This is a genomic window from bacterium (assembly GCA_027622355.1).
GTDB lineage: Bacteria > UBA8248 > UBA8248 > UBA8248 > UBA8248 > JAQBZT01.
Map to the genome: position 1 here is coordinate 1 of JAQBZT010000001.1, position 17,607 is coordinate 17,607.

Annotated in this window: 22 protein-coding genes; 10 read left to right on the top strand and 12 right to left on the bottom strand. The window is 60.6% G+C overall.

The annotated features are described in order from the left end of the window. On the bottom strand, positions 1-1,264 hold a 1,264-nt coding region (locus O2807_00005; GenBank protein ID MDA0998882.1), incomplete at its 3' end, for an MATE family efflux transporter. 111 nt (positions 1,265-1,375) lie between these two features. Here O2807_00005 and O2807_00010 point away from each other — a divergent pair. Further along, positions 1,376-2,143 (top strand): inositol monophosphatase, encoded by a 768-nt coding sequence (locus tag O2807_00010; protein MDA0998883.1) that lies wholly within the window; start codon positions 1,376-1,378, stop codon positions 2,141-2,143. A 45-nt stretch (positions 2,144-2,188) separates the two neighbouring features. Here the strand turns inward: O2807_00010 and O2807_00015 are convergent, their stop codons facing one another. The 4 genes from O2807_00015 to O2807_00030 form a co-directional block, all read right to left on the bottom strand. Further along, a complete protein-coding gene (locus tag O2807_00015) occupies positions 2,189-2,455 on the bottom strand; it encodes a hypothetical protein (protein MDA0998884.1) in 267 nt (88 codons plus the stop codon). 120 nt (positions 2,456-2,575) lie between these two features. Then, positions 2,576-3,088 carry a hypothetical protein gene (locus O2807_00020; protein ID MDA0998885.1) on the bottom strand — a complete coding sequence of 171 codons (513 nt, stop codon included), beginning with the start codon at positions 3,086-3,088 and terminating at the stop codon, positions 2,576-2,578. 9 nt (positions 3,089-3,097) lie between these two features. Further along, entirely contained in the window at positions 3,098-3,781 is a 684-nt protein-coding gene (locus O2807_00025) for a hypothetical protein (GenBank protein MDA0998886.1), read from the bottom strand. A gap of 7 nt (positions 3,782-3,788) precedes the next feature. Beyond that, the gene (locus O2807_00030; GenBank protein MDA0998887.1) at positions 3,789-4,520 is read right to left on the bottom strand and encodes an HAD hydrolase-like protein; all 732 of its coding nucleotides are present in this window, start codon (positions 4,518-4,520) and stop codon (positions 3,789-3,791) included. A 294-nt stretch (positions 4,521-4,814) separates the two neighbouring features. On the opposite strand from O2807_00030, the gene O2807_00035 reads away from it, so the two are divergent. From O2807_00035 to O2807_00065, 7 genes are all read left to right on the top strand, one after another. Beyond that, positions 4,815-5,282, top strand: a complete 468-nt coding sequence (locus O2807_00035) for a cupredoxin domain-containing protein (protein MDA0998888.1) — start codon at positions 4,815-4,817, stop codon at positions 5,280-5,282. A gap of 167 nt (positions 5,283-5,449) precedes the next feature. Beyond that, positions 5,450-6,154: an SDR family oxidoreductase gene (locus tag O2807_00040; GenBank protein ID MDA0998889.1), complete on the top strand. Its 705-nt coding sequence runs from the start codon at positions 5,450-5,452 to the stop codon at positions 6,152-6,154. 15 nt (positions 6,155-6,169) lie between these two features. Beyond that, a complete protein-coding gene (locus tag O2807_00045) occupies positions 6,170-6,541 on the top strand; it encodes a TfoX/Sxy family protein (protein MDA0998890.1) in 372 nt (123 codons plus the stop codon). Continuing rightward, positions 6,541-7,275, top strand: a complete 735-nt coding sequence (locus O2807_00050) for an SDR family oxidoreductase (GenBank protein ID MDA0998891.1) — start codon at positions 6,541-6,543, stop codon at positions 7,273-7,275. Before O2807_00045 ends, O2807_00050 begins: the two co-directional genes overlap by 1 nt. Before the next feature lie 34 nt (positions 7,276-7,309). Beyond that, positions 7,310-7,984, top strand: a complete 675-nt coding sequence (locus tag O2807_00055; GenBank protein ID MDA0998892.1) for a hypothetical protein — start codon at positions 7,310-7,312, stop codon at positions 7,982-7,984. A 33-nt stretch (positions 7,985-8,017) separates the two neighbouring features. Next, positions 8,018-9,052 carry a lysylphosphatidylglycerol synthase transmembrane domain-containing protein gene (locus O2807_00060; GenBank protein ID MDA0998893.1) on the top strand — a complete coding sequence of 345 codons (1,035 nt, stop codon included), beginning with the start codon at positions 8,018-8,020 and terminating at the stop codon, positions 9,050-9,052. 92 nt (positions 9,053-9,144) lie between these two features. Further along, complete coding sequence (locus O2807_00065) at positions 9,145-9,993, top strand: sulfurtransferase (protein MDA0998894.1); 849 nt, start codon at positions 9,145-9,147, stop codon at positions 9,991-9,993. A gap of 293 nt (positions 9,994-10,286) precedes the next feature. On the opposite strand, the gene O2807_00070 is transcribed toward O2807_00065, so the two are convergent. From O2807_00070 to O2807_00085, 4 genes are all read right to left on the bottom strand, one after another. Beyond that, positions 10,287-10,838: a methylated-DNA--[protein]-cysteine S-methyltransferase gene (locus O2807_00070; protein MDA0998895.1), complete on the bottom strand. Its 552-nt coding sequence runs from the start codon at positions 10,836-10,838 to the stop codon at positions 10,287-10,289. A 150-nt stretch (positions 10,839-10,988) separates the two neighbouring features. After that, positions 10,989-11,390, bottom strand: coding sequence for a CBS domain-containing protein (locus O2807_00075; protein MDA0998896.1), 402 nt, complete (start codon positions 11,388-11,390; stop codon positions 10,989-10,991). 118 nt (positions 11,391-11,508) lie between these two features. Next, positions 11,509-11,883 carry a hypothetical protein gene (locus O2807_00080; protein MDA0998897.1) on the bottom strand — a complete coding sequence of 125 codons (375 nt, stop codon included), beginning with the start codon at positions 11,881-11,883 and terminating at the stop codon, positions 11,509-11,511. A gap of 214 nt (positions 11,884-12,097) precedes the next feature. Next, complete coding sequence (locus tag O2807_00085) at positions 12,098-12,484, bottom strand: hypothetical protein (protein ID MDA0998898.1); 387 nt, start codon at positions 12,482-12,484, stop codon at positions 12,098-12,100. A gap of 291 nt (positions 12,485-12,775) precedes the next feature. Between O2807_00085 and O2807_00090 the strand changes: the two genes are divergently transcribed. Further along, a complete protein-coding gene (locus O2807_00090) occupies positions 12,776-13,663 on the top strand; it encodes a haloacid dehalogenase-like hydrolase (GenBank protein ID MDA0998899.1) in 888 nt (295 codons plus the stop codon). Between the two features lie 49 nt (positions 13,664-13,712). Here the strand turns inward: O2807_00090 and O2807_00095 are convergent, their stop codons facing one another. Genes O2807_00095 through O2807_00105 form a run of 3 tightly spaced genes read right to left on the bottom strand, consistent with a single transcriptional unit; the run spans position 13,713 to position 15,070 of the window. Continuing rightward, positions 13,713-14,498 (bottom strand): enoyl-CoA hydratase-related protein, encoded by a 786-nt coding sequence (locus O2807_00095; GenBank protein MDA0998900.1) that lies wholly within the window; start codon positions 14,496-14,498, stop codon positions 13,713-13,715. A gap of 35 nt (positions 14,499-14,533) precedes the next feature. Next, on the bottom strand, positions 14,534-14,767 hold the full coding sequence (locus tag O2807_00100; protein ID MDA0998901.1) for a hypothetical protein: 234 nt from the start codon (positions 14,765-14,767) through the stop codon (positions 14,534-14,536). A 12-nt stretch (positions 14,768-14,779) separates the two neighbouring features. Beyond that, positions 14,780-15,070: a hypothetical protein gene (locus O2807_00105; GenBank protein MDA0998902.1), complete on the bottom strand. Its 291-nt coding sequence runs from the start codon at positions 15,068-15,070 to the stop codon at positions 14,780-14,782. Between the two features lie 198 nt (positions 15,071-15,268). Between O2807_00105 and O2807_00110 the strand changes: the two genes are divergently transcribed. Beyond that, positions 15,269-17,539 carry a xanthine dehydrogenase family protein molybdopterin-binding subunit gene (locus O2807_00110; protein MDA0998903.1) on the top strand — a complete coding sequence of 757 codons (2,271 nt, stop codon included), beginning with the start codon at positions 15,269-15,271 and terminating at the stop codon, positions 17,537-17,539. The last annotated feature ends 68 nt before the right edge of the window (positions 17,540-17,607 follow it).

Here is a 17,607-nt window from a genome sequence, read left to right on the forward strand (position 1 = left end):
GCTCCAGCGGAAAGGCGAGGAGATAGGCGGCGGGAAGCTGGATGGCCCAGCGCACCGCGCCCTCCACGACCATGGGCGGCTTGGTGTCGGCCGCCCCCTGGAAGGCGCCCGCCAGCGCCCGGCGGCCCGCCTCGAAGGGAATGCCGAAGGCGAGAATCCGCAGGCATAGGCTCCCCACTTCGGCGGCCTCTCCCTTCATCCCGAAGAAGCGGACCACCTCTTCCGCGTAAAGATACATTCCCGATGCGGTCGCACCCATGATGACGGCGAGGGCGGTCATCGTGATGTGGACGCTCCGCCAGGCGCGCTCGGGCCGGTTCGCGCCCACGTTCTGCCCCACCATGGTGCGAAGCGCGGCCTGGAGGCCGAAGCCCGGCATCCTCCCCATGACGGAGACCCGGTTGCCGACTCCCCAGGCGGCGAGCGCCAGCGAACCGAAGGGCGCGATCATCCGCAGGAGAACGATATTGGCCCCCCGCTCGAGGAGATTCGTCGTCCCGGCCGGCCAGGCGAGGGAGATAAGCCGCCGCAGCAGCTCGGGCTTGGGGCGCAGGTAGCGGGGCTGGAGAGAAAGGCGCGAGTGGCCCGTGATGATGAAGGCGGCCATGACAGCGATGCCCGCCAGCCGGCCGATGCCGACGGCGGTGATCGTCCCCGCCAGGCCCAGCGCCGGAAGCGGCCCCGCGCCGAAGACGATCAGCGGCATGAGGGTGACGGACAGCGCCGTCGAGGGGATCATGCCCGCGAGGGAGATGCCCGGCTCGCCGGCTCCGCGCAGAAGATGGGCAAGGGTGAAAATGCCGTCCACCGAGGCGAAAACGAGAAACCCCGCCTGAAGATAAATTGCGCCGAGGCGGACGATCTCCGCATCCCGCGTCATGAGGATCATCAGATGCGGCGCGAGAAGATAACCGAAAAGGGTGACCGGGATGTAGAAGATGACCGTCAGAAAGATCGCCTGGCCCGCCGCCTCGGACGCCCCTTCGGCGTCGCCCCCGCCGATGCGCTGGGCGACGAGCGCGCTGCCCGCAATGCGAATCCCCAGCCCGATTGCCCGGAGGAACATGATGAACATAAACCCGAGTGACATGGCCGCCAGGCTGTCGGGGCCGAGGCGGCCCACCCAGAAGATTTCGACGATGCCGTCGATGTTCCAGGCGATTTGCTCGCCGAAGGTGGGCACAGAAAGCCGGATGATGCCTTTCGTGATGGAATCTTTCGTGTAGTCGAACCGCGAGCGGGTTCGCGATGCGGACGTTGTCATGAATCCACTATCTCATGCACCTGCCGGGAATTCTATCGGCTGGCAAGCTTCCCCCCGCCGGGGTAGAGTACCCGGCGAGTGAAAATCCCGAGCCGCGAACTGGAAAAAAAGATGCGCTTATTCATCGAGAGTGTATTGAGAGAGGCCGGCGCGCTGGCCGCGTCGCTGGCGGAAAACGCCAAGAGCGAGCGGAAGGAAGACCGGAGTCTGGTCAGCGAGGCGGATCGCGAAGTGGAGTCCCTCATCCAAAAGCGCATCCAGGAAAAATTCCCGGAGGACGCCATCATCGGAGAAGAGCTCGGCGCCGCCGGAAGCCCGGGCGGGCGTCTCTGGGCCATCGACCCGATTGACGGGACCAATCCTTTCCTCTGGGGGCTTCCCACATGGGGTGTTTGCATCGGGGTGATGGAGGGCGGCGCGCCGCTGGCGGGCGGTGTGTTCCTGCCGCGGGCCGGAGAGCTTTTTCTCGCCGAAAAAGGGCAGGGCGCCACGCGGAACGATGCGCCGCTCTCTCCGCTGCGGCCGATTACGCTGGACAACCAGACACCGCTTCTCGGCCCATCCTCGCGGAAGCGGTTTTACAAGTTGGACTACCCCGGCAAGGCGGTGGCCTATGGCAGCGCGGCCGCGCATATCGTCTACGCGGCGGCGGGCGGCGGCATCGCCGCGCTCGTCGACCGGCCCCGCATATGGGACATCCTCGGGCCGATGGCCGTGATGCTGGAGGTCGGGGGCGGCGCCTGCCATCCGGGGGGCACGCCGCTCGATCTCGGCGGTCTCGCGAATGGGGAAAAGGCGGAGGGACCGGTTTTTTTCGGGCACCCGGAAAACGCGGAGCAGCTTTTCCCCTGCATCGAGGTCTACCCGCGTCCCCAATAAAAAAGGCCGGCGGAGAGCCGGCCTTTTCACGGAAAATTCCGTTTCTCAGTTTTTCCGGGTGTAGCCTTTTCCTTCCATGCATTTCACGTATTTCTCGCTCCCCTCAAGACTCAGGAGCTCGACGCCTACGAACGGATTGGGGCTGAAATCAAAAGGCTCCTGATACTCGAGCCCGCTTTGTTTTGAGCAGGCCGCCACATCCTTCACGAACTGATCCTGGCTGCCGCGGAATTTCACCCAAACCGTCGCTCCGCAACCCGAAACAAAAATGCTCATCACCAACAACAACTTCAGCGCGGCAATTTTCCGCATGGGGCATTCTCCCTTCCCTTGTGAAATATCCCTATCGCGAGGGGGTCTTCAGCGGCTGATCCTCCAACCGGATTTAACCATTGAACCGGCCAAAAAACAATTGGATTCAGAGAAACCCTTTTATTCTTTCGGCACCCACAAATACCGCTCTGCCGCCGCTTCATATCCATACCATCCCCCCGGTTCGCTCCGGGCACCGGATATCTCCCTTCGCCGAATTTCGATGCGCACATTCACGCCCTTTGTCCCTGCCTGCCTGAGAAGTCCGGCAGTCAGGCGGGCAGCACTCTGGCCGCGGAGTTTCCATTTTTTCTCGCTTTTTTCCGACCAGGGAAGCGTTATCGAAAACTCGAGCTTTCTTTGGGTGGCCAGGGTGACCTGCGTCTTGGCCCCGCTGACGTGCCGCGCGGCATCCAGGTAAATTTTCACGAGCCGTCCGACACCCGACACCGCCTCGCGGGGCGGAAGGCCCCGCAGCACTTTCGCCTTCTCCATCAATTCGGCCCGAACCCCGGCGGCCCGGAAGAGAACCGGCTGCGCCCACCACAGGGAAATACCCGCAATGGCGGTCAGTGTGCCGAGAAACACCCATACGAACAGGTCGTTTCTTTTTTTCCTGTCAGGTCCGGTCATGGATTGCGCCTAACGAATCGGGTAAGCCGGAGCGTACCCGCCCTCCGGCGCTTCCGGGCAGGCGGGCGGGAGCCCCATCGCCTCTTTGTGCATCCGGATGGAGCGGAGATGGATCAGATCGTCCCAAAGCGCATGGCGAAGGGTCGCCAGCGGGGAAAGCAGAAAGTGGCCGGGCCGATCCGGATCGGCCTCGACGCCGTCGGGATGGCACCGCGCGTTCCGCGACCACAGATCGAGTGTCGGCTCATCGGTCACGCCGACGCGGGCATCTTCCGGAAAAATGAACAACAGGCACGGCGCCTGGACATCCTCTTCCGACATGCGATCAGCCCGCTCCGCCGCCGCGCCGCAGGCCTCCTCCAGCCTGTCGAGAAGCCAGCCGGGATCACCGTAGCGTTCCGCCGAAAAGCGCCGATCATCCTTCGGGGTGTTGATGAACGACCCGAACTGGCTCATGTCCACCGGCCGCCAGGGAAGCGCGGTCGCTCCGTAGAGAACCATGAACCAGCGGTTGGTGATGTAGGACATGTGGCTGAGCTGGTAGCGCACCGGCCAGAGGGCCCATTCCCCGGAGCCGGTCCGATCAAGTTGATCGTTCTTCAGCCCGGCGATCTCCTTCCGCGTCCACCCGGCCAGGCGGCGATAGACTTCCGCTACCTCCGGCGCCGCCACGGGATAATTTTTCCCGGTCATTGCTTCCTCAAGCAAGCTTCGGCGGCGGGGGCTCGCCCGCACCGTTTTTGAGACAATCCCAAACGCCTTCACCGTCCAGCTCGGAAAAGAGATGATCGGGCGCCGCGCCGGAAAGCCTCTCCAGGGAATCGCCGCCGGTGGCGACCGCAATCGTCCGTGCGCCGGCGGCCTTTCCGGCCTCGACATCCCGCCAGGTATCGCCGACCACCCAGCGGACGATCTCCGCCTTCGGGTCCCGCTCCCGGATACGCTCCTCTCCCCGGCAAAACCCTGCTTCGATCAAATCGGCCCGCAAAGAAGCATCCGAGGCAAAACCCCCAAAGGGGAAATAACGGTTCAGGCCTCCCCTTTCGAGCTTGATCCGGGCGCCCTCCTCGATGTTTCCGGTCCCCAGGCCGAGCAAAACCCCGGCCCGGCCGGAGAGAAAGTCCAACGCGTCCGGGATGCCGGGCATGAGGCGAAACCCCTTCGATTGGGCCACCTCCTGCGGCAGGTACTCCAGGTAGCGGCGCAGAATCTCCGCCACCTCCGCCGCCGAACCCTCCCGGTCCAGGTGGGCCTGGAACATTTCCTGGCAGATGGCAGGGTCAGTTTTTCCGTGCGGGCCGATTCCGGCCATGGCGTTCGGAACGCCGTAGAGCGCGGCGAAAGCCGCGTCCAGGGCGCGGGCGCCCGACCCGCCGCTGAGCAGCAGGGTGCCGTCAATGTCGAAGAGAATCAGATGGTGTTGTGACGGCATGGGCTCTCCTGATCCGGGGATGGCCGGGAACGGCCGCCGGTGAATGATATACCATCCCCCATTCTGCATACAGGATCGCCGCCCTTCCCCCTTCCGGCCCACAGCCGAAAGCCAGGCGCCGGGGGCACCGCCAGGTGTCCGGAGATACGAAATATGGCCGCTCCCGCGCGCATTGTCCCCGGAAATATTGTGCTAGTATTTTGCTGATCCGGTTGTTTGAAAATCGCTTCGTCCAACCTGGAACAGGAGGTGCCACCTCCTCCGCGCTTCCATACGATCCTAAGGAGAAAAACAATGCTGAATAAATTCATCGGGCTGGCGCTGACGGCCGCATTTCTCGTTACCGGGATTCTGGTTTTTCCGGCTCAGGCCGCCCAACGGGATTTCCACATCCTGGCGGTAGAGCCCAAGGGAACCACCTCCGCCACCTCTGAGCCCTTTCCCTCTTCTCCCCTTCCGGGTGGCGGGGGCTATGTTCTGAAGGAACCGGGCAAAGACAAGAAGTGGCAGGTGTCGAGCTACGTGTTCCTGCCCCAGCAGATCATCGTCCGCAAGGGAGACGACGTGATTCTGCGCTTCACCGGGATCAACGGCAAACTCCATACGATTCACATCGATCACTATTCGAAGAAGGCCGTGAAGCTCACCCGGGGCCAGATGCGAAGCGTGCGCTTCAAGGCGGACAAGGCCGGGGTGTTCCCTATCAAATGCACCGAACATCTTCCCTCGATGAGAGGAGAGCTGATCGTTCTCGGCAACTAGCGCCAGCGGCGATCCCGCTACGCCCCCGCCGGACGGCGGGGGCGTTTTTTTCGACGATGGACACCCGCTTCCCGGGGTGCCCCGCCGCCGGCAAAACGGCAATTGAGACATCTCATCGATCACGGTATAGAATTTCACAATGTCTTGTCCGCAACCATGAGGCCGGAATGAAACAAAAGCGGATCGCCGTCGTCACCGGCGGAAACAGAGGACTTGGCTACGGAATCTGCCGGCGGCTGGCGCGGGAGGGCCTGAAAGTCGTTCTCGCCGCGCGCGATCGGCAACGCGGCGAGGACGCCGCCGGAAAGCTTCAGGCGGCGGGGCTGGATGTCGTTTTTCACCCGTTGGATGTGACCGACGCAAAAAGCATCCAGGCGCTCGCCGTATCGCTCGACAAGGAATACACGGGCCCCGATATTCTGATCAACAACGCAGCCATCCTGAACGACCGCTCGGATCTGGGCATCACGGTCAGCATGGACAAGGTCCGCGAAACCATCGAGACGAATTTGATCGGCCCGCTCCGCCTCTGCCAGGCGGTGATCCCCTCCATGAAGCGGAGAAACTATGGCCGCATCATCAATATCTCGAGCTGGTTCGGCTCGCTCGAGGGAATGGGAGGGGGGTATCCCGGCTACCGGATCTCCAAAACCTGTCTGAATGCCATGACGAAAATCCTGGCCGCCGAGCTTCGAGGCTCCAACATTCAGGTGAACGCCATGTGTCCGGGGTGGGTGCGCACCGACATGGGCGGCGCTTCGGCCCCGCATACGCCGGATGAGGCCGCGGACACCGCGGCGTGGCTCGCGCTTCAAAAAGACAACGGGCCAACGGGCGGTTTCTTTCAGGATCGAAAACCCTACGCCTGGTAGTGGGAGGCCCCGGAAATGACGGCTAAGAAAAACGCCATCGAAGACAATGCGCTGGCCGGATTCGTTCTTGACCAGCTCTGCGAGATCCCCGATCTCGAAATCCGCCGCATGTTCGGAGGGCACGGTCTCTATTCGGGCGATACGTTCTTCGCCATTCTCCACAAGGAGTGTCTTTTTTTCAAAACCCATGAAAAAACGCGCCCCCGATACGAAGCCTGCGGCATGAAACCCTTCCGGCCGAGCGCGCGGCAGACACTCCGGACCTACTACGAAGTCCCGGTGGACATCCTGGAGGACGATGTGCGGCTCGCCGAGTGGGCCAGGGAGGCCATCGCCTGCCAGATAAAAGCACAGGCCGAAAAGCCGCGGGCGCGCAGGAGGAAATGATGGGCCTTCTCTCCCGGCGCAAAAACGCCAGTGAGGACTCTCCCGTCGCCCTGGTCACGGGCGGAAACCGCGGAATCGGCCTTGAGATCTGCCGCCAGCTCGGCCGCAGGGGCGTCCGGGTCGTTTTGGGCGCGCGCGATCCCATCAAGGGAAAGAACGCCGAGCGCGCGCTCGTGAAGGAAGGGATGCACGTCGTCTCCTACCCGCTCGATGTGACGGAACCGGACAATATCCGCCGGGCGGCCCTGTTCGTCGAAAGCGAATTTGGCCGCCTGGACATTCTGATCAACAATGCGGGAATTCTCATTGACCGGACCAAGAACGGGACGAACGTCAGCGTAGATCTGCTTCGGGAAACATTGGAGTCCAACGTATACGGCCCTTTGCTTTTGTGCCAAGCTTTTGTGCCGCTCCTGAAGAAGAGCCGGGAGGGAAAAATCGTCAACCTCGCGAGCGGACAGGGTATCTTCTCGCAAATGGACGGCGGCCAACCGGCCTACCGGATTTCGAAGGCGGGAATCAACGCGGTGACTTGTATTCTGGCGGATGAACTTCGGGAAGCAGGCATTCGCGTCAATTCCGCGAATCCGGGCTGGACGCGCACGGACATAGCTGGCTCCCATGCCTCGCTGTCCGTCGAAGAGGGGGCGGACACCATCGTTTGGCTGGCGCTTCACCCGGAAGGCGGGCCGACGGGGAAATTTTTCGAGAAAAGAAAACCGAGAGACTGGTAGGCGCGTTTTCTCTTCGCTGCGAAAAGGACGTGACATGAGCCAGGAAATGGCGGATGAGATTCCGGTTTTGCTCATCGGCCTCGCCGCTGATCCCGATATCGTCGCCAAGGAGATCGAAAATGTTTCCGGCGAGGATTTCACATACTCGCAGGACGAGCCCGGCTGGGCGCGCTGGTCAATCGAAACCCAGATGCGCCACATGGCGAACGTTCCCTGTCATTGGCTGATCAATCAATTTGGGGATTCGCTTCGCGACAAAAGATACGATCTTCCCGATGTGGACATGAAGGCCATTTCGAAGGCGGAAAGACAAATTCCCGAATCGGTGTGCCCGGATGCGGATTCGCTTATCGCCTTCATGCGTCCTTTTTTCGATCTGGGGGTCGAGATTCTCATGCGGGAAACTCCCGGGAGCCTTCGTGAAATCACCTGTCTCCGCAAGGTAGACCCGAACCTCTCCCGGGGGGTTCCGCCCGAAAAGCCGGTTGATTTCTGGAGAATGGCGTCCTCCCTTCATCCGATCGGGGTCCGGGAAGACGCGGCCCGGGGCGGCTTTGTGATCGAGCTGGGCGCGGCCCTCAGACAGATACACTGGGAAATCCTGGCGCACACCCGGACCATTCAACGCATCAAAAACATTCTGAAGCTCCCGATTCTCTCCGAGCTTCCGCGCGAGGGATATCTTACGATGGACCGGTTCTACGATTAGGCGCGCTCCGCTCCCGACGACAAGGATGGTTTCTTGAGTCAGCCCCTGTTGCCCGGCTATCGCTTTCGCAGTTTTCTGCAATTCGCCCTCGGCCTTGCCGTTTGTATCTTTTTTCTCTGGCTCGCTTTCCGAAAAGCGCCTGTCGCCAAGATCATCGCGATTCTCGGAGAGGCACACTTCTGGCCCGTCGCCGCGGCCATCGCCCTACAGATGACCGCGCATCTTTTTCGCTCCCTTCGCTGGAAAATCATCCTGGACGGTTCGGGGAGAGTCCTCCGCGTTCATACGCTGTTTGCCGCGACGCTTGTTGGTTACGCTGTCAACGTTTTCGTCCCACGGGGCGGGGAAATTGCCCGGACGTTTTTTCTTCGCCGCATCAGCCGGACCCCCCTTTCGGCCGGCCTCAGCTCGGTCCTGGCCGAGCGCCTGCTCGATGTCGTCTCCCTGGTGCTTCTTTTCTTTCTCGGCACCATTTTCTACCGGACGGAGATCTACCGCCTCTTTCCGAATGCCTACGAAGGCGTCCTTTTTCTTTCCATCGGCTCCGTCCTCGGACTTTTCCTGCTCTGGCTGCTCGTGCGCTTTCCGCGGGCGGCGCGGGACCGGCTCGGCTTTCTCTTGCGGCTCCTCTCCGATGCAAAGAGAGAAAAAATCATCTCCGCCGGGAGGAATTTCATCGGCGGGATCGGGGGCATCTTCCGAAAAAAAAACGCGGCGGGAATCCTTCTCTCCTCGGTTCTCGTCTGGCTTTTCTACATCTTCGCCAACTGGATACTGTTCGCGGCGATACCCTTCGAGAGCGAATTCCGTATCGGCTGGGGGCCTGCCATGCTGACCACGCTGGTTCTGGCCATTTCCTTCGCCATTCCCTCCCCGGGCGGAACCGGCACCACCCATTATTTCATCAGCGCCCTCCTCATCAGCATTTTGCCCGTCTCCGGGAGCGAGGCACTCGCCTTCGCCACCCTTTTGCACGCCACGAGCTTCATTCCCTCTCTTCTCGCCGGAATTCTTTACGCCACTTTCATGCGGCCGGACGCGGACAATCCGGACGTATTGGTCCTGTAACTGCCGCAGCAGCCTCTTGGTGTTTTCACATCGTTGATGTAAATTTCCCCGTTGTTTCAAAAATATTCCTTCCCCTTTCCGGGAGATCTGCAATGCCTGACTACGCCCACCCCGAAATGCTCGTCAGCACCGATTGGGTCGCGGAACATGGAAAAGACGACGGCGTTCGCCTCATCGAGGTGGATGTCGATACGGCGGCTTATGAAAAAGGACATCTCGAAGGCGCCGTCGGCCTGAGTTGGGACACCCAGCTCATGGACCAGGTGCGCCGCGATCTGCTCTCCACGGATGACTGGGCAAAACTCCTCGGCGGCGCCGGCGTCTCCAACGGCACCACCGTGATCGCCTACGGGGACAACAACAACTGGTTCGCCGCCTGGTTCGTGTGGCAGCTCAAGTACTACGGCCACAAGGATGCCCGGCTGATGAACGGCGGGCGCCTGAAATGGGAAAGCGAAAAACGGCCACTGACCACGGAGGTCCCCGGCTACTCTCCCGGCAACTACACCATCTCTGAGCCGGACATGGACAAGCCGCTCCGGGCCTACCGGAAAGATGTCGAGGCGATCATGGAAAAGGGCGGCTTCAACCTGGTGGATGTCCGCTCGCCAGATGAGTTTTCCGGAAAAGTGCTCGCGCCGCCGGGTCTGAACGAGACCTGCCAGAGAGGCGGACACATTCCCGGCGCCTCGAACATCCCCTGGTCACAGGCGGTGAACCAGGACGGCACCTTTAAATCGCGCGATGAACTGGACGCCCTCTATCAGGGGAAAGGCGTCACCCCCGACAAACCCACCCTCGCCTACTGCCGCATCGGCGAGCGCAGCAGCCACTCCTGGTTCGTCCTGAAATATCTGATGGGATACAAAAACGTCCGGAATTACGACGGAAGCTGGACCGAATGGGGCAACCTCGTCGGCGCCCCCATCGAAAAAGGATAGGGTTCAAGGCATACGCTTCAAAAACATCCCGGCGGCGCGGTTTCCCATCGAGAGACCGCGCCGCTGGTTTTTTTGTTCAGTTTTTTTTCCGGAAGTGTGGGCATAATCTCACCCGGCCTGGAAGGCTTCCATCTCACCGGTAGCGGGATCGTATTTCAGGCGAGGAAACTGGGCGAGAGCGCTGCCATGGGCAGGAATGCCGATTACCGCCCATCGGATGCGCAGCTCACGCGGTGAACATCCTGATTCCGCCGCGCAGCAGGTGAACCCATTCCCCGGCGCCGCGTGCGGCCTCAGCGATGCAGTTTCTCGTGGGCCAGCAGGGCGGACTTCACCGCCACGCCCGAGCCGAACCCGCCGAGGGCGCCCGAGCTGGAGATGACGCGGTGGCAGGGAATCAGGAGCGGGATGGGATTTCGGTTCAGCGCCTGGCCGACCGCCCGGACCGCCTTGGGCCTTCCGGTCTGTTGCGCCACCCAGGCGTAGGAGCGCGACTCGCCGTAAGGAATCGCCAGGGTGGCGTGAAGGACCTCGCGCTGAAACGGGGTCAGGCTGTAGAGATCCAAGGGAAGGGTGAACATTTCTCGCCCGCCGTTCAGGTACTCTTCCACCTCGGCGATGGCCTTGAGGGAAAGCTCACGGTTGGCGCCGGTCCCGTTCTCCGGCGCCGGGGCCTCTTCACGAAAAAAGCACAAGCGCGTGACGCCCTGTGCCGATGCAAAAATCGAAACCTCCCGCCGTATCCGCGCCAGCCATCTTTCGTGCGCGTGGCCCTGATCCGGCTCCGGCAGGGGACGCCCAAAGAGATTCTGCTGATCCGGCCTCACCCCCAATGTGGTGCCCATCTTCTCCATCCCCTTTTTCAGCGCAAAGGGCGGTTCTGTTTCTGAATTTCGAGAAGAATACCAGCACCTTCCGGGCGGGCGCAAAGAATGCGGCGGCGGCCGGGCGTTACCGTCTGAGATGTCTTTGATTCACGGCCCCTTGGGGCAGCGCTACCGGCTCGCGATCATCGCGACCAAATCCGATTCGCTGATGATTCCCATCAGCTTTCCACCTTCCACCACGGGAAGGCACCCGATCTGCCTCTCAAGCATGAGTCTCGCGGCATCCCGAACGTCCACATCGGGCGCCACGGTGATCACTTCGTCCACCATCACTTCCTTTACCAGCACCGTTTTCAGAAACTCTTTCTTCACCTTGATGCCGAATCCCATGGCCGTGGACAAGCCCGCCAGAAAAAGATCCCGCTGGGTGACGATCCCGACGAGTTCCCCATCCTCCAGCACCGGGAGGTGGCGGTAGCGCTTCATATTCATCAGGTCCTCGGCCAGGGACAGCGTATCGTTCCTGTCGAGCGTATCAACCTGGGTCGTCATGATGTCCCTGACTTTCATGTCGCTCTCCAGAGCCGCAAGATAAAGTGTTGTCCGGGGCGAATCCGCCGCCGCTTTTGCCCGCCAGTATACAGAAAAGGCGGCCCGAAGGCCGCCTTCTGCGGTTGCCGCGAAGGATTCAGTTTCGGGGAGGATAGACCATCGGCGGCCCGTAGCCCTGGCCCATCGTGCCGGGCCCAAAACCCTGGCCCATCGTGCCGGGACCAAAGTCCTGTCCCATCATCCCGGGGCCAAAACCCTGTCCTGTCGCGCCGGGGCCAAAACCCTGTCCTATCGTGCCGCGCCCAAAGCCCTGGCCCATCATGCCGGGACCGTGGCCATAGCCGGCGCCGTTCATCCCCCAACCATATCCCGGCCCATGCCCTTGGCCCCATCCGGACCCGGGGCCGTGACCTCGTCCCCATCCGTAGCCAGGGCCGTGACCGTAGGAAATCACGGAAAAAAGGAAAACGGCCGCAACGGCCAGGAGAGTGAATCCAAGAAATTTTTTCATCTGCGTATTCCTCCGCGCCGCCGGTAATGTGCCCCACAGGGAGAGCCGCTCTCTGAAGAGGATGCGGGAGTTGGCGAAGCGCCTGAATTCCCGCACCTGCCATTTAAGACGTCCCGGTCCTGAAAAAGTTCCCGGCGGCCGGAAAATTTCAGGCGATGTGCCCGATGACGCGGAAATTCGCGGTTTCTACAGGGAGAAAATACAGGGAGAAAAATCAACGGGGCGGGATATGTTTTTCCGCGCCCTCAAGCTCAAGCACCCCCGGCGGGCGCCCCGCGGCCTCGACGAGGGCGGCGTCCGCCCCGGCGAGCGCCATCTGCAGGAGCGCCTCGGCGAGCTCCGCGTCGGGCGAGAGCCGCACCGCGCGGCGCGAGACTTCATTTTTTCCGGCGAGCTCGGCCGCGGTGAGAAACGTCTCCGGCGTCAGGAGCGCTTCCCTGAGATCCGCTGCCCGGAGAAGACCGAGGAGCCTTCCGCCCTCTCCTTTTACCGCCGCCCAGGGCGCGTTTTTCTTGTTCATGGCCGCCCACACCTCCCGGGCGTCCATCTCGGGCCGCACCACCGCCACTGCATGGAGAAAGCACTCACGGACTTTCATCATTCCCCCCGGTAATTATTAATTAATATTATTCATATTTGAATATAATATTACTGTATGGTAACTTATGTGTCGTATTCATTAACATACCGCCTGCATGAATGGAGACTGGAATTGACAAATTCCAAGCCGAAAAGTGCGCCACGTGATTTAAAGTCTGGCTCAATCCCAACTTCACCAAAAACACCACCACCTAAACATTGGGGACAAATTACAGAAACATTAATCCATCTCTCAGCAGCGCACCATAAATCCAAATCGACCCCCTCTTCCACCAAAAAAATCCGTTAAATAATGGCACTAAGATCACATTCCCAACATTCTACGATTGCTGTAGTTTTTGATTTTGACGATACTTTAATGCCCGATTCAACCACGCGTCTCCTTCAAGAACATGGCATAGATATTGAAAAATTTTGGAAGAAAGATGTAAAAAATTTGGTTTCATCTGGTTTTGATCCGCCTTTGGCTTACCTCAACCTTCTTTTAGAGAATATTGGATCAGGAAAGCCGTTAGGAAATCTAACCAGCAAAGATTTAAAGAAATTCGGCGCCAAATTAGACCGTCACTTTTATCCGGGCATCCCGGAAGTCTTTGTCGATCTGAAGAAAATGGTCCGACAATTCAAAAACATTAGTATCGAATTCTACGTAATTTCTGGTGGCCTACAGGATATCATCGAAGGTTCCAGAATTATTAAAAAACATTTCTCAGGTGTTTACGCTTGCAGGCTAGCTGGGGAAAAAAATGGAGGGGCGATTAAAAGTATAATGCGTTGTGGTACTTTTACTGAAAAAACCCGGTTTCTTTTTGAAATCAATAAAGGACTAGACCCAGCAACAACTCAAAAAAATCCTCATCTTGTTAACTCTTTAATCCCCGAAAATGAAAGACCAATTCCTTTTCAGAACATGATTTACATTGGAGATGGCTACACAGATATTCCATGTTTTTCTTTGATCCAGAAAAATGGAGGAACGGCTTTTGGGGTATTTAATCCAGAGGAAGAAGGTTCTGCCAAGAGAGCATTTTTGGATTTCCTGAAAACCAAAAGAGTAATTAGTATGCATGCCCCAAAATATGGAAAAAAAGATGACCTTGGTGCGTTACTTCGTACTGCAGTAGCCACTATAGGCGCAGGCATAGCATTAAATCGCGAGAAAGCATCTAAAGAATATTAAGTATTTTGATCTTTCCTCATTTTCTCTCCATCTTGCAAAATTTTGAAAATCATTCCCCCCGGAAGCGGGGCTTTCGCTTTTCGCGGAAGGCGGCGAGGGCCTCGGCAAAATCCTTTGTCTGGTTCAGGGGAAGGCGTATCTCGTTGGAGTAGGCGATGGCGCCGTCCATCGGCATATCGAGGGAGGTGTCGATCACTTTCTTCGCGCCGCGGATCCCGAGCGGGCCGTTCTCGCAGATGCGCCCGCCGATATTCCGCGCCGTATCCATCAACTCCGCGAGGGGAAGCGCCCGGCTCACGAGCCCGATGCGCTCGGCCTCGCGCCCGTCGAACCGCTTGGCGGTGAAAATCAGCTCCTTGGCCAGCCCCTGTGGAATGAGTCTGGCGAGGCGGACAGAAGCCCCCGCCCCCGGAAAAACGCCCAGCGCGGTCTCGGGAAAGCAGAGCGTCGCATCCTCGGCGGCGTAGCGCATATCGCAGCCGAGCGCCGCCTCCAGCCCCCAGCCGAAGGCCGCGCCGTTGATCGCGGCAATCGTGGGCATCGGAAGGCGGGACCAGCGGACCACCGCATCCATGGCCAACTGCTGGAACCGGTCGGCTTCTTCCCTGGAGTGGGTTGCGCTCTCTTTCAGATCGCGGCCCGTGCTGAAGGCGCGGCCCTCGCCCGTCAGAATGACGGCGCGCACACGGGTATTCTTCGCCAGAGCGTCCGCCAGCGCGCAGACCTCCTCGGCGAGATTCATGCCCAGCGCGTTCAGCCGATCCGGCCGGTTCAGCCTTACGATCGCAAGGCCACTCTCTTCCTCTTCGTAGATGATTTCCTGAAAATCTTGCACCCGGCTTCCCCGAAAATATTCCGGCTCTGTGTTTTCTAGGTGGCCGAAACGAGATAACTGACCACCTCATCGGCGAAGCGGAGGGCCACTTCTTCCATCTCCTCGCGCCGGAGGTTGCTCACCGGGTGAGGGAGTTTCACATAAGAATGATTCTCCATCCCCTTGCCCTTGAACTGAAAATCCGCCGCCGTCCTGAACGCCTCGGTGATTACCGTGGTGGAGGGGATCCCGCGTTTTTCGAACTCCACTGTGTCGTGCACACTGCACAACGTGCAGGAGCCTCACCCGCCCAGGGCGCAGACGACCACATCGCACTGCGCGGCCATTTCCTCGATGATGGCTGCATCGGCCGGCTTCGAGTAGTGCTCCTTCCTGCGGAGAATCACCTCTTTCGCGCCGTAGCGTTCCTTCAGTTCGGCGCCGATGGTTCGAAGAATGACATCCGCCTGCTCTTTGGTGTTGTCGAGAAGGCCGACAACCTTCCCCGCCAAGTCTTTGGGCCGGAGCGCGGGGCGCACCGCCGCCTTCCGGCTGCCCGCGGTTGGATCCACGAAATCTATTTTCGGGTTCATCTCGTTCTCCTCTGAAGGGAATAGCGAGAAACCAATATATTCTCCGGCGCGGGCCCTGTCCACGACGGCGGACAAACGACTCCGAAATGGGGACTTCTCCCCGCCCCAAAAATCTGCGAGAATCAAGCCCGTTGTCAGGAGCGCGGCGGGCAGCCCCGATCGCTCTGTTCTCGAAATCCCTTATATATGAGGCGAAACATGGCCGAGCACGATCTGATTGGCAAATCCAATATACGGTTCGACGCCATCCCGAAGGCGGATGGCTCCCTTCCCTACGGGGAGGACATGGTGCCCACCGGGGCGCTCCACTGCGGCGTTCTTTTCTCGCCCGTTCCCTACGGAACCCTCCGGAAGCTCGATATCTCCAAAGCAAAAAAAGTTCCCGGCGTGGCGGCGGTCCTGACGGCGGAGAACATTCCCGGCAAGAACATCCGCTACGGCTCGAACACCCTGACCCACGCCGGGCAGCCAGTCCTGATTCCGGTCGGGAGCAAGATCGAGTTCACCGGCGACGCCCTCGCCATCGTCGGCGCGGAAACGAGAGAGGCGCTCGACGCGGGCATTCACGCCATCCGGGCGGACATCGAGTCGCACAGCGGCACCTGGACCATGTCCGAAAGCAACTCCAGCGCTGAAAAACGCAGGGTCTGCGATTTCGAGACCGCGCGCGGCAATCTCGAGGCCGGCTTCAAAGAAGCCGATGTCATCATCGAGAAAACCTACACCACCCAGTTGGCCGAGCATGCGTTCCTGGAGCCTTGCTCGGGCTCTTCCTGGATCGACGAGGACGGCGTTCTCACCATCCGGGTCGGCACCCAGCTCATCGAATACTACCGCGCCATCGCCGCGATAATCGGCGTGCCGCAGAGCAAGGTGCGCCATCTCGGCACCTTCGTCGGCGGGGGCTTCGGCGCCAAGGGCATGATGACCGTCGAGCCCTATCTCGCACTGCTGACCCACCTCACGAAGCGCCCCGCCGCCATGACGCTCGGGCGCGAGGAGGGCATCCGCTCCACCGTGAAAAAGCATCCCTTCGTGATGCACTACCGCACCGGCGTCACCCGCGAGGGAAAAATCGTGGCGCTTGAGGCGGACATTGTCGGCGACGCGGGGGCCTATCCCTACAAGTCGAACCTCTTCCTTCTCGGCGCGATGTGCATCGCCGGCGGACCCTATGAAATCGAGAACATCCGCATCCGCGCCCACGGCTACCTGACGAACAACCCCATCACGAACGCCATGCGCGGGGTGGGCTCCAACCAGGTCTGCTTCGCCTACGAGAGCCAGATCGAACTGGCGGCCAAAGAGCTCGGCATCGATCCTTTCGAACTGCGGCGCAGGAACTTCATCCAGAAGGGCGGAAAACTCCCGACCGGCCAGGCGATTCCCTTCAAGCCCAACCTCGAAGGGTGCCTCGAGAGCGCCCGCAAGGCGCTCGGTGCGCGCTCTTCCGCCAAACCCGGCAAGCGCATCGGCCAAGGATTCGCCGCCAACATCACCGGCTACGGGCGCCCGTTCGATGATGCGAACGCGGCGGTCCACCTCGAGCCCGACGGAAGCGCGGTTGTCCGCGTGAGCGCCCCCGACATCGGCGCCGGACAAGGAGCCACGCTCCAGACCATCGCCGCCGAAGTCCTCGGCCTGCGGCTTGATCAGGTGGCGGTGCATCTTTCCGATTCGGCCACGACGCCCCTTTCGGGCATCACGGCGGGAAGCCGGCAGACGATGATGGCGGGCAACGCCCTGAAGGGCGCGGCAGAGGAAGTGAGAAAGGCACTCCTCCGCGGCGCGTCCTCCGCACTGGAAGCCGCCGAAGGCGACATCCGCATGAGCGGCGGAGAGATCTGGGTGACCTCCTCCCCCGATCGGCGCATCACCACCGCCCAGGCGGGCGCCAAGGCGAAAGAGCTGAAAGAATCCCTGCACTGCACCCACGGCATCGAAACGCCGGGGCATGAGTACGAAAATCCCGAGCGCTACATGGGCGGCATGGGCGGCTGGGCGGACTACACTTTCGGCGTGCACGCCACCGAGGTCGAGGTGGACATCGACACTGGCGAGGTGAACGTCCTCAAGCACGTGGCCTGCCACGACGTGGGCCGCGCCCTCAACCCCCAGAGCGTGGAGGGCCAGTTTGAGGGCGGCGCCGTCATGGGCATCGGCTACGCCCTGCACGAAGAGATCACGATGACCAAGGGCGATTGCCGCTCGCAGAGCTTCCACGAGTATCTGATCCCCACCTCCACCGACATCGGGGATTTCGAATCCATCATTCTCGAGTGCGGCGAGGGGCTCGGCCCCTTCGGCGCGCGCGGCGTGGGCGAGCCGCCCTGCAACAACGCGCCCGCGGCGGTGGCCCTGGCCGTGAACAACGCGATTGGAACCACGGTCTACGAGCTTCCGATCACGCCGGAGAAGGTTTGCTGGGCGGTTCGGGGCAAAAACGGCAACGGGCGAAGAGGCCGCTGAGCCGCCATCCTTGAACATCTCGGGGCCTCCGGGCGATTGTCCGGGGGCCCTTTTTTTACCCGAAAAGA

Excerpts from the sequence above, each read along its gene's own strand:
- O2807_00070 (MDA0998895.1), bottom strand. The coding sequence starts at position 10,838 with ATGGGCACCACATTGGGGGTGAGGCCGGATCAGCAGAATCTCTTTGGG.
- O2807_00055 (MDA0998892.1), top strand. The coding sequence starts at position 7,310 with ATGAGCCAGGAAATGGCGGATGAGATTCCGGTTTTGCTCATCGGCCTC.
- O2807_00035 (MDA0998888.1), top strand. The coding sequence starts at position 4,815 with ATGCTGAATAAATTCATCGGGCTGGCGCTGACGGCCGCATTTCTCGTT.
- O2807_00065 (MDA0998894.1), top strand. The coding sequence starts at position 9,145 with ATGCCTGACTACGCCCACCCCGAAATGCTCGTCAGCACCGATTGGGTC.
- O2807_00045 (MDA0998890.1), top strand. The coding sequence starts at position 6,170 with ATGACGGCTAAGAAAAACGCCATCGAAGACAATGCGCTGGCCGGATTC.
- O2807_00050 (MDA0998891.1), top strand. The coding sequence starts at position 6,541 with ATGGGCCTTCTCTCCCGGCGCAAAAACGCCAGTGAGGACTCTCCCGTC.
- O2807_00090 (MDA0998899.1), top strand. The coding sequence starts at position 12,776 with ATGGCACTAAGATCACATTCCCAACATTCTACGATTGCTGTAGTTTTT.
- O2807_00075 (MDA0998896.1), bottom strand. The coding sequence starts at position 11,390 with ATGAAAGTCAGGGACATCATGACGACCCAGGTTGATACGCTCGACAGG.
- O2807_00030 (MDA0998887.1), bottom strand. The coding sequence starts at position 4,520 with ATGCCGTCACAACACCATCTGATTCTCTTCGACATTGACGGCACCCTG.
- O2807_00020 (MDA0998885.1), bottom strand. The coding sequence starts at position 3,088 with ATGACCGGACCTGACAGGAAAAAAAGAAACGACCTGTTCGTATGGGTG.
- O2807_00010 (MDA0998883.1), top strand. The coding sequence starts at position 1,376 with ATGCGCTTATTCATCGAGAGTGTATTGAGAGAGGCCGGCGCGCTGGCC.
- O2807_00080 (MDA0998897.1), bottom strand. The coding sequence starts at position 11,883 with ATGAAAAAATTTCTTGGATTCACTCTCCTGGCCGTTGCGGCCGTTTTC.
- O2807_00105 (MDA0998902.1), bottom strand. The coding sequence starts at position 15,070 with ATGAACCCGAAAATAGATTTCGTGGATCCAACCGCGGGCAGCCGGAAG.
- O2807_00040 (MDA0998889.1), top strand. The coding sequence starts at position 5,450 with ATGAAACAAAAGCGGATCGCCGTCGTCACCGGCGGAAACAGAGGACTT.
- O2807_00015 (MDA0998884.1), bottom strand. The coding sequence starts at position 2,455 with ATGCGGAAAATTGCCGCGCTGAAGTTGTTGTTGGTGATGAGCATTTTT.
- O2807_00085 (MDA0998898.1), bottom strand. The coding sequence starts at position 12,484 with ATGATGAAAGTCCGTGAGTGCTTTCTCCATGCAGTGGCGGTGGTGCGG.
- O2807_00110 (MDA0998903.1), top strand. The coding sequence starts at position 15,269 with ATGGCCGAGCACGATCTGATTGGCAAATCCAATATACGGTTCGACGCC.
- O2807_00025 (MDA0998886.1), bottom strand. The coding sequence starts at position 3,781 with ATGACCGGGAAAAATTATCCCGTGGCGGCGCCGGAGGTAGCGGAAGTC.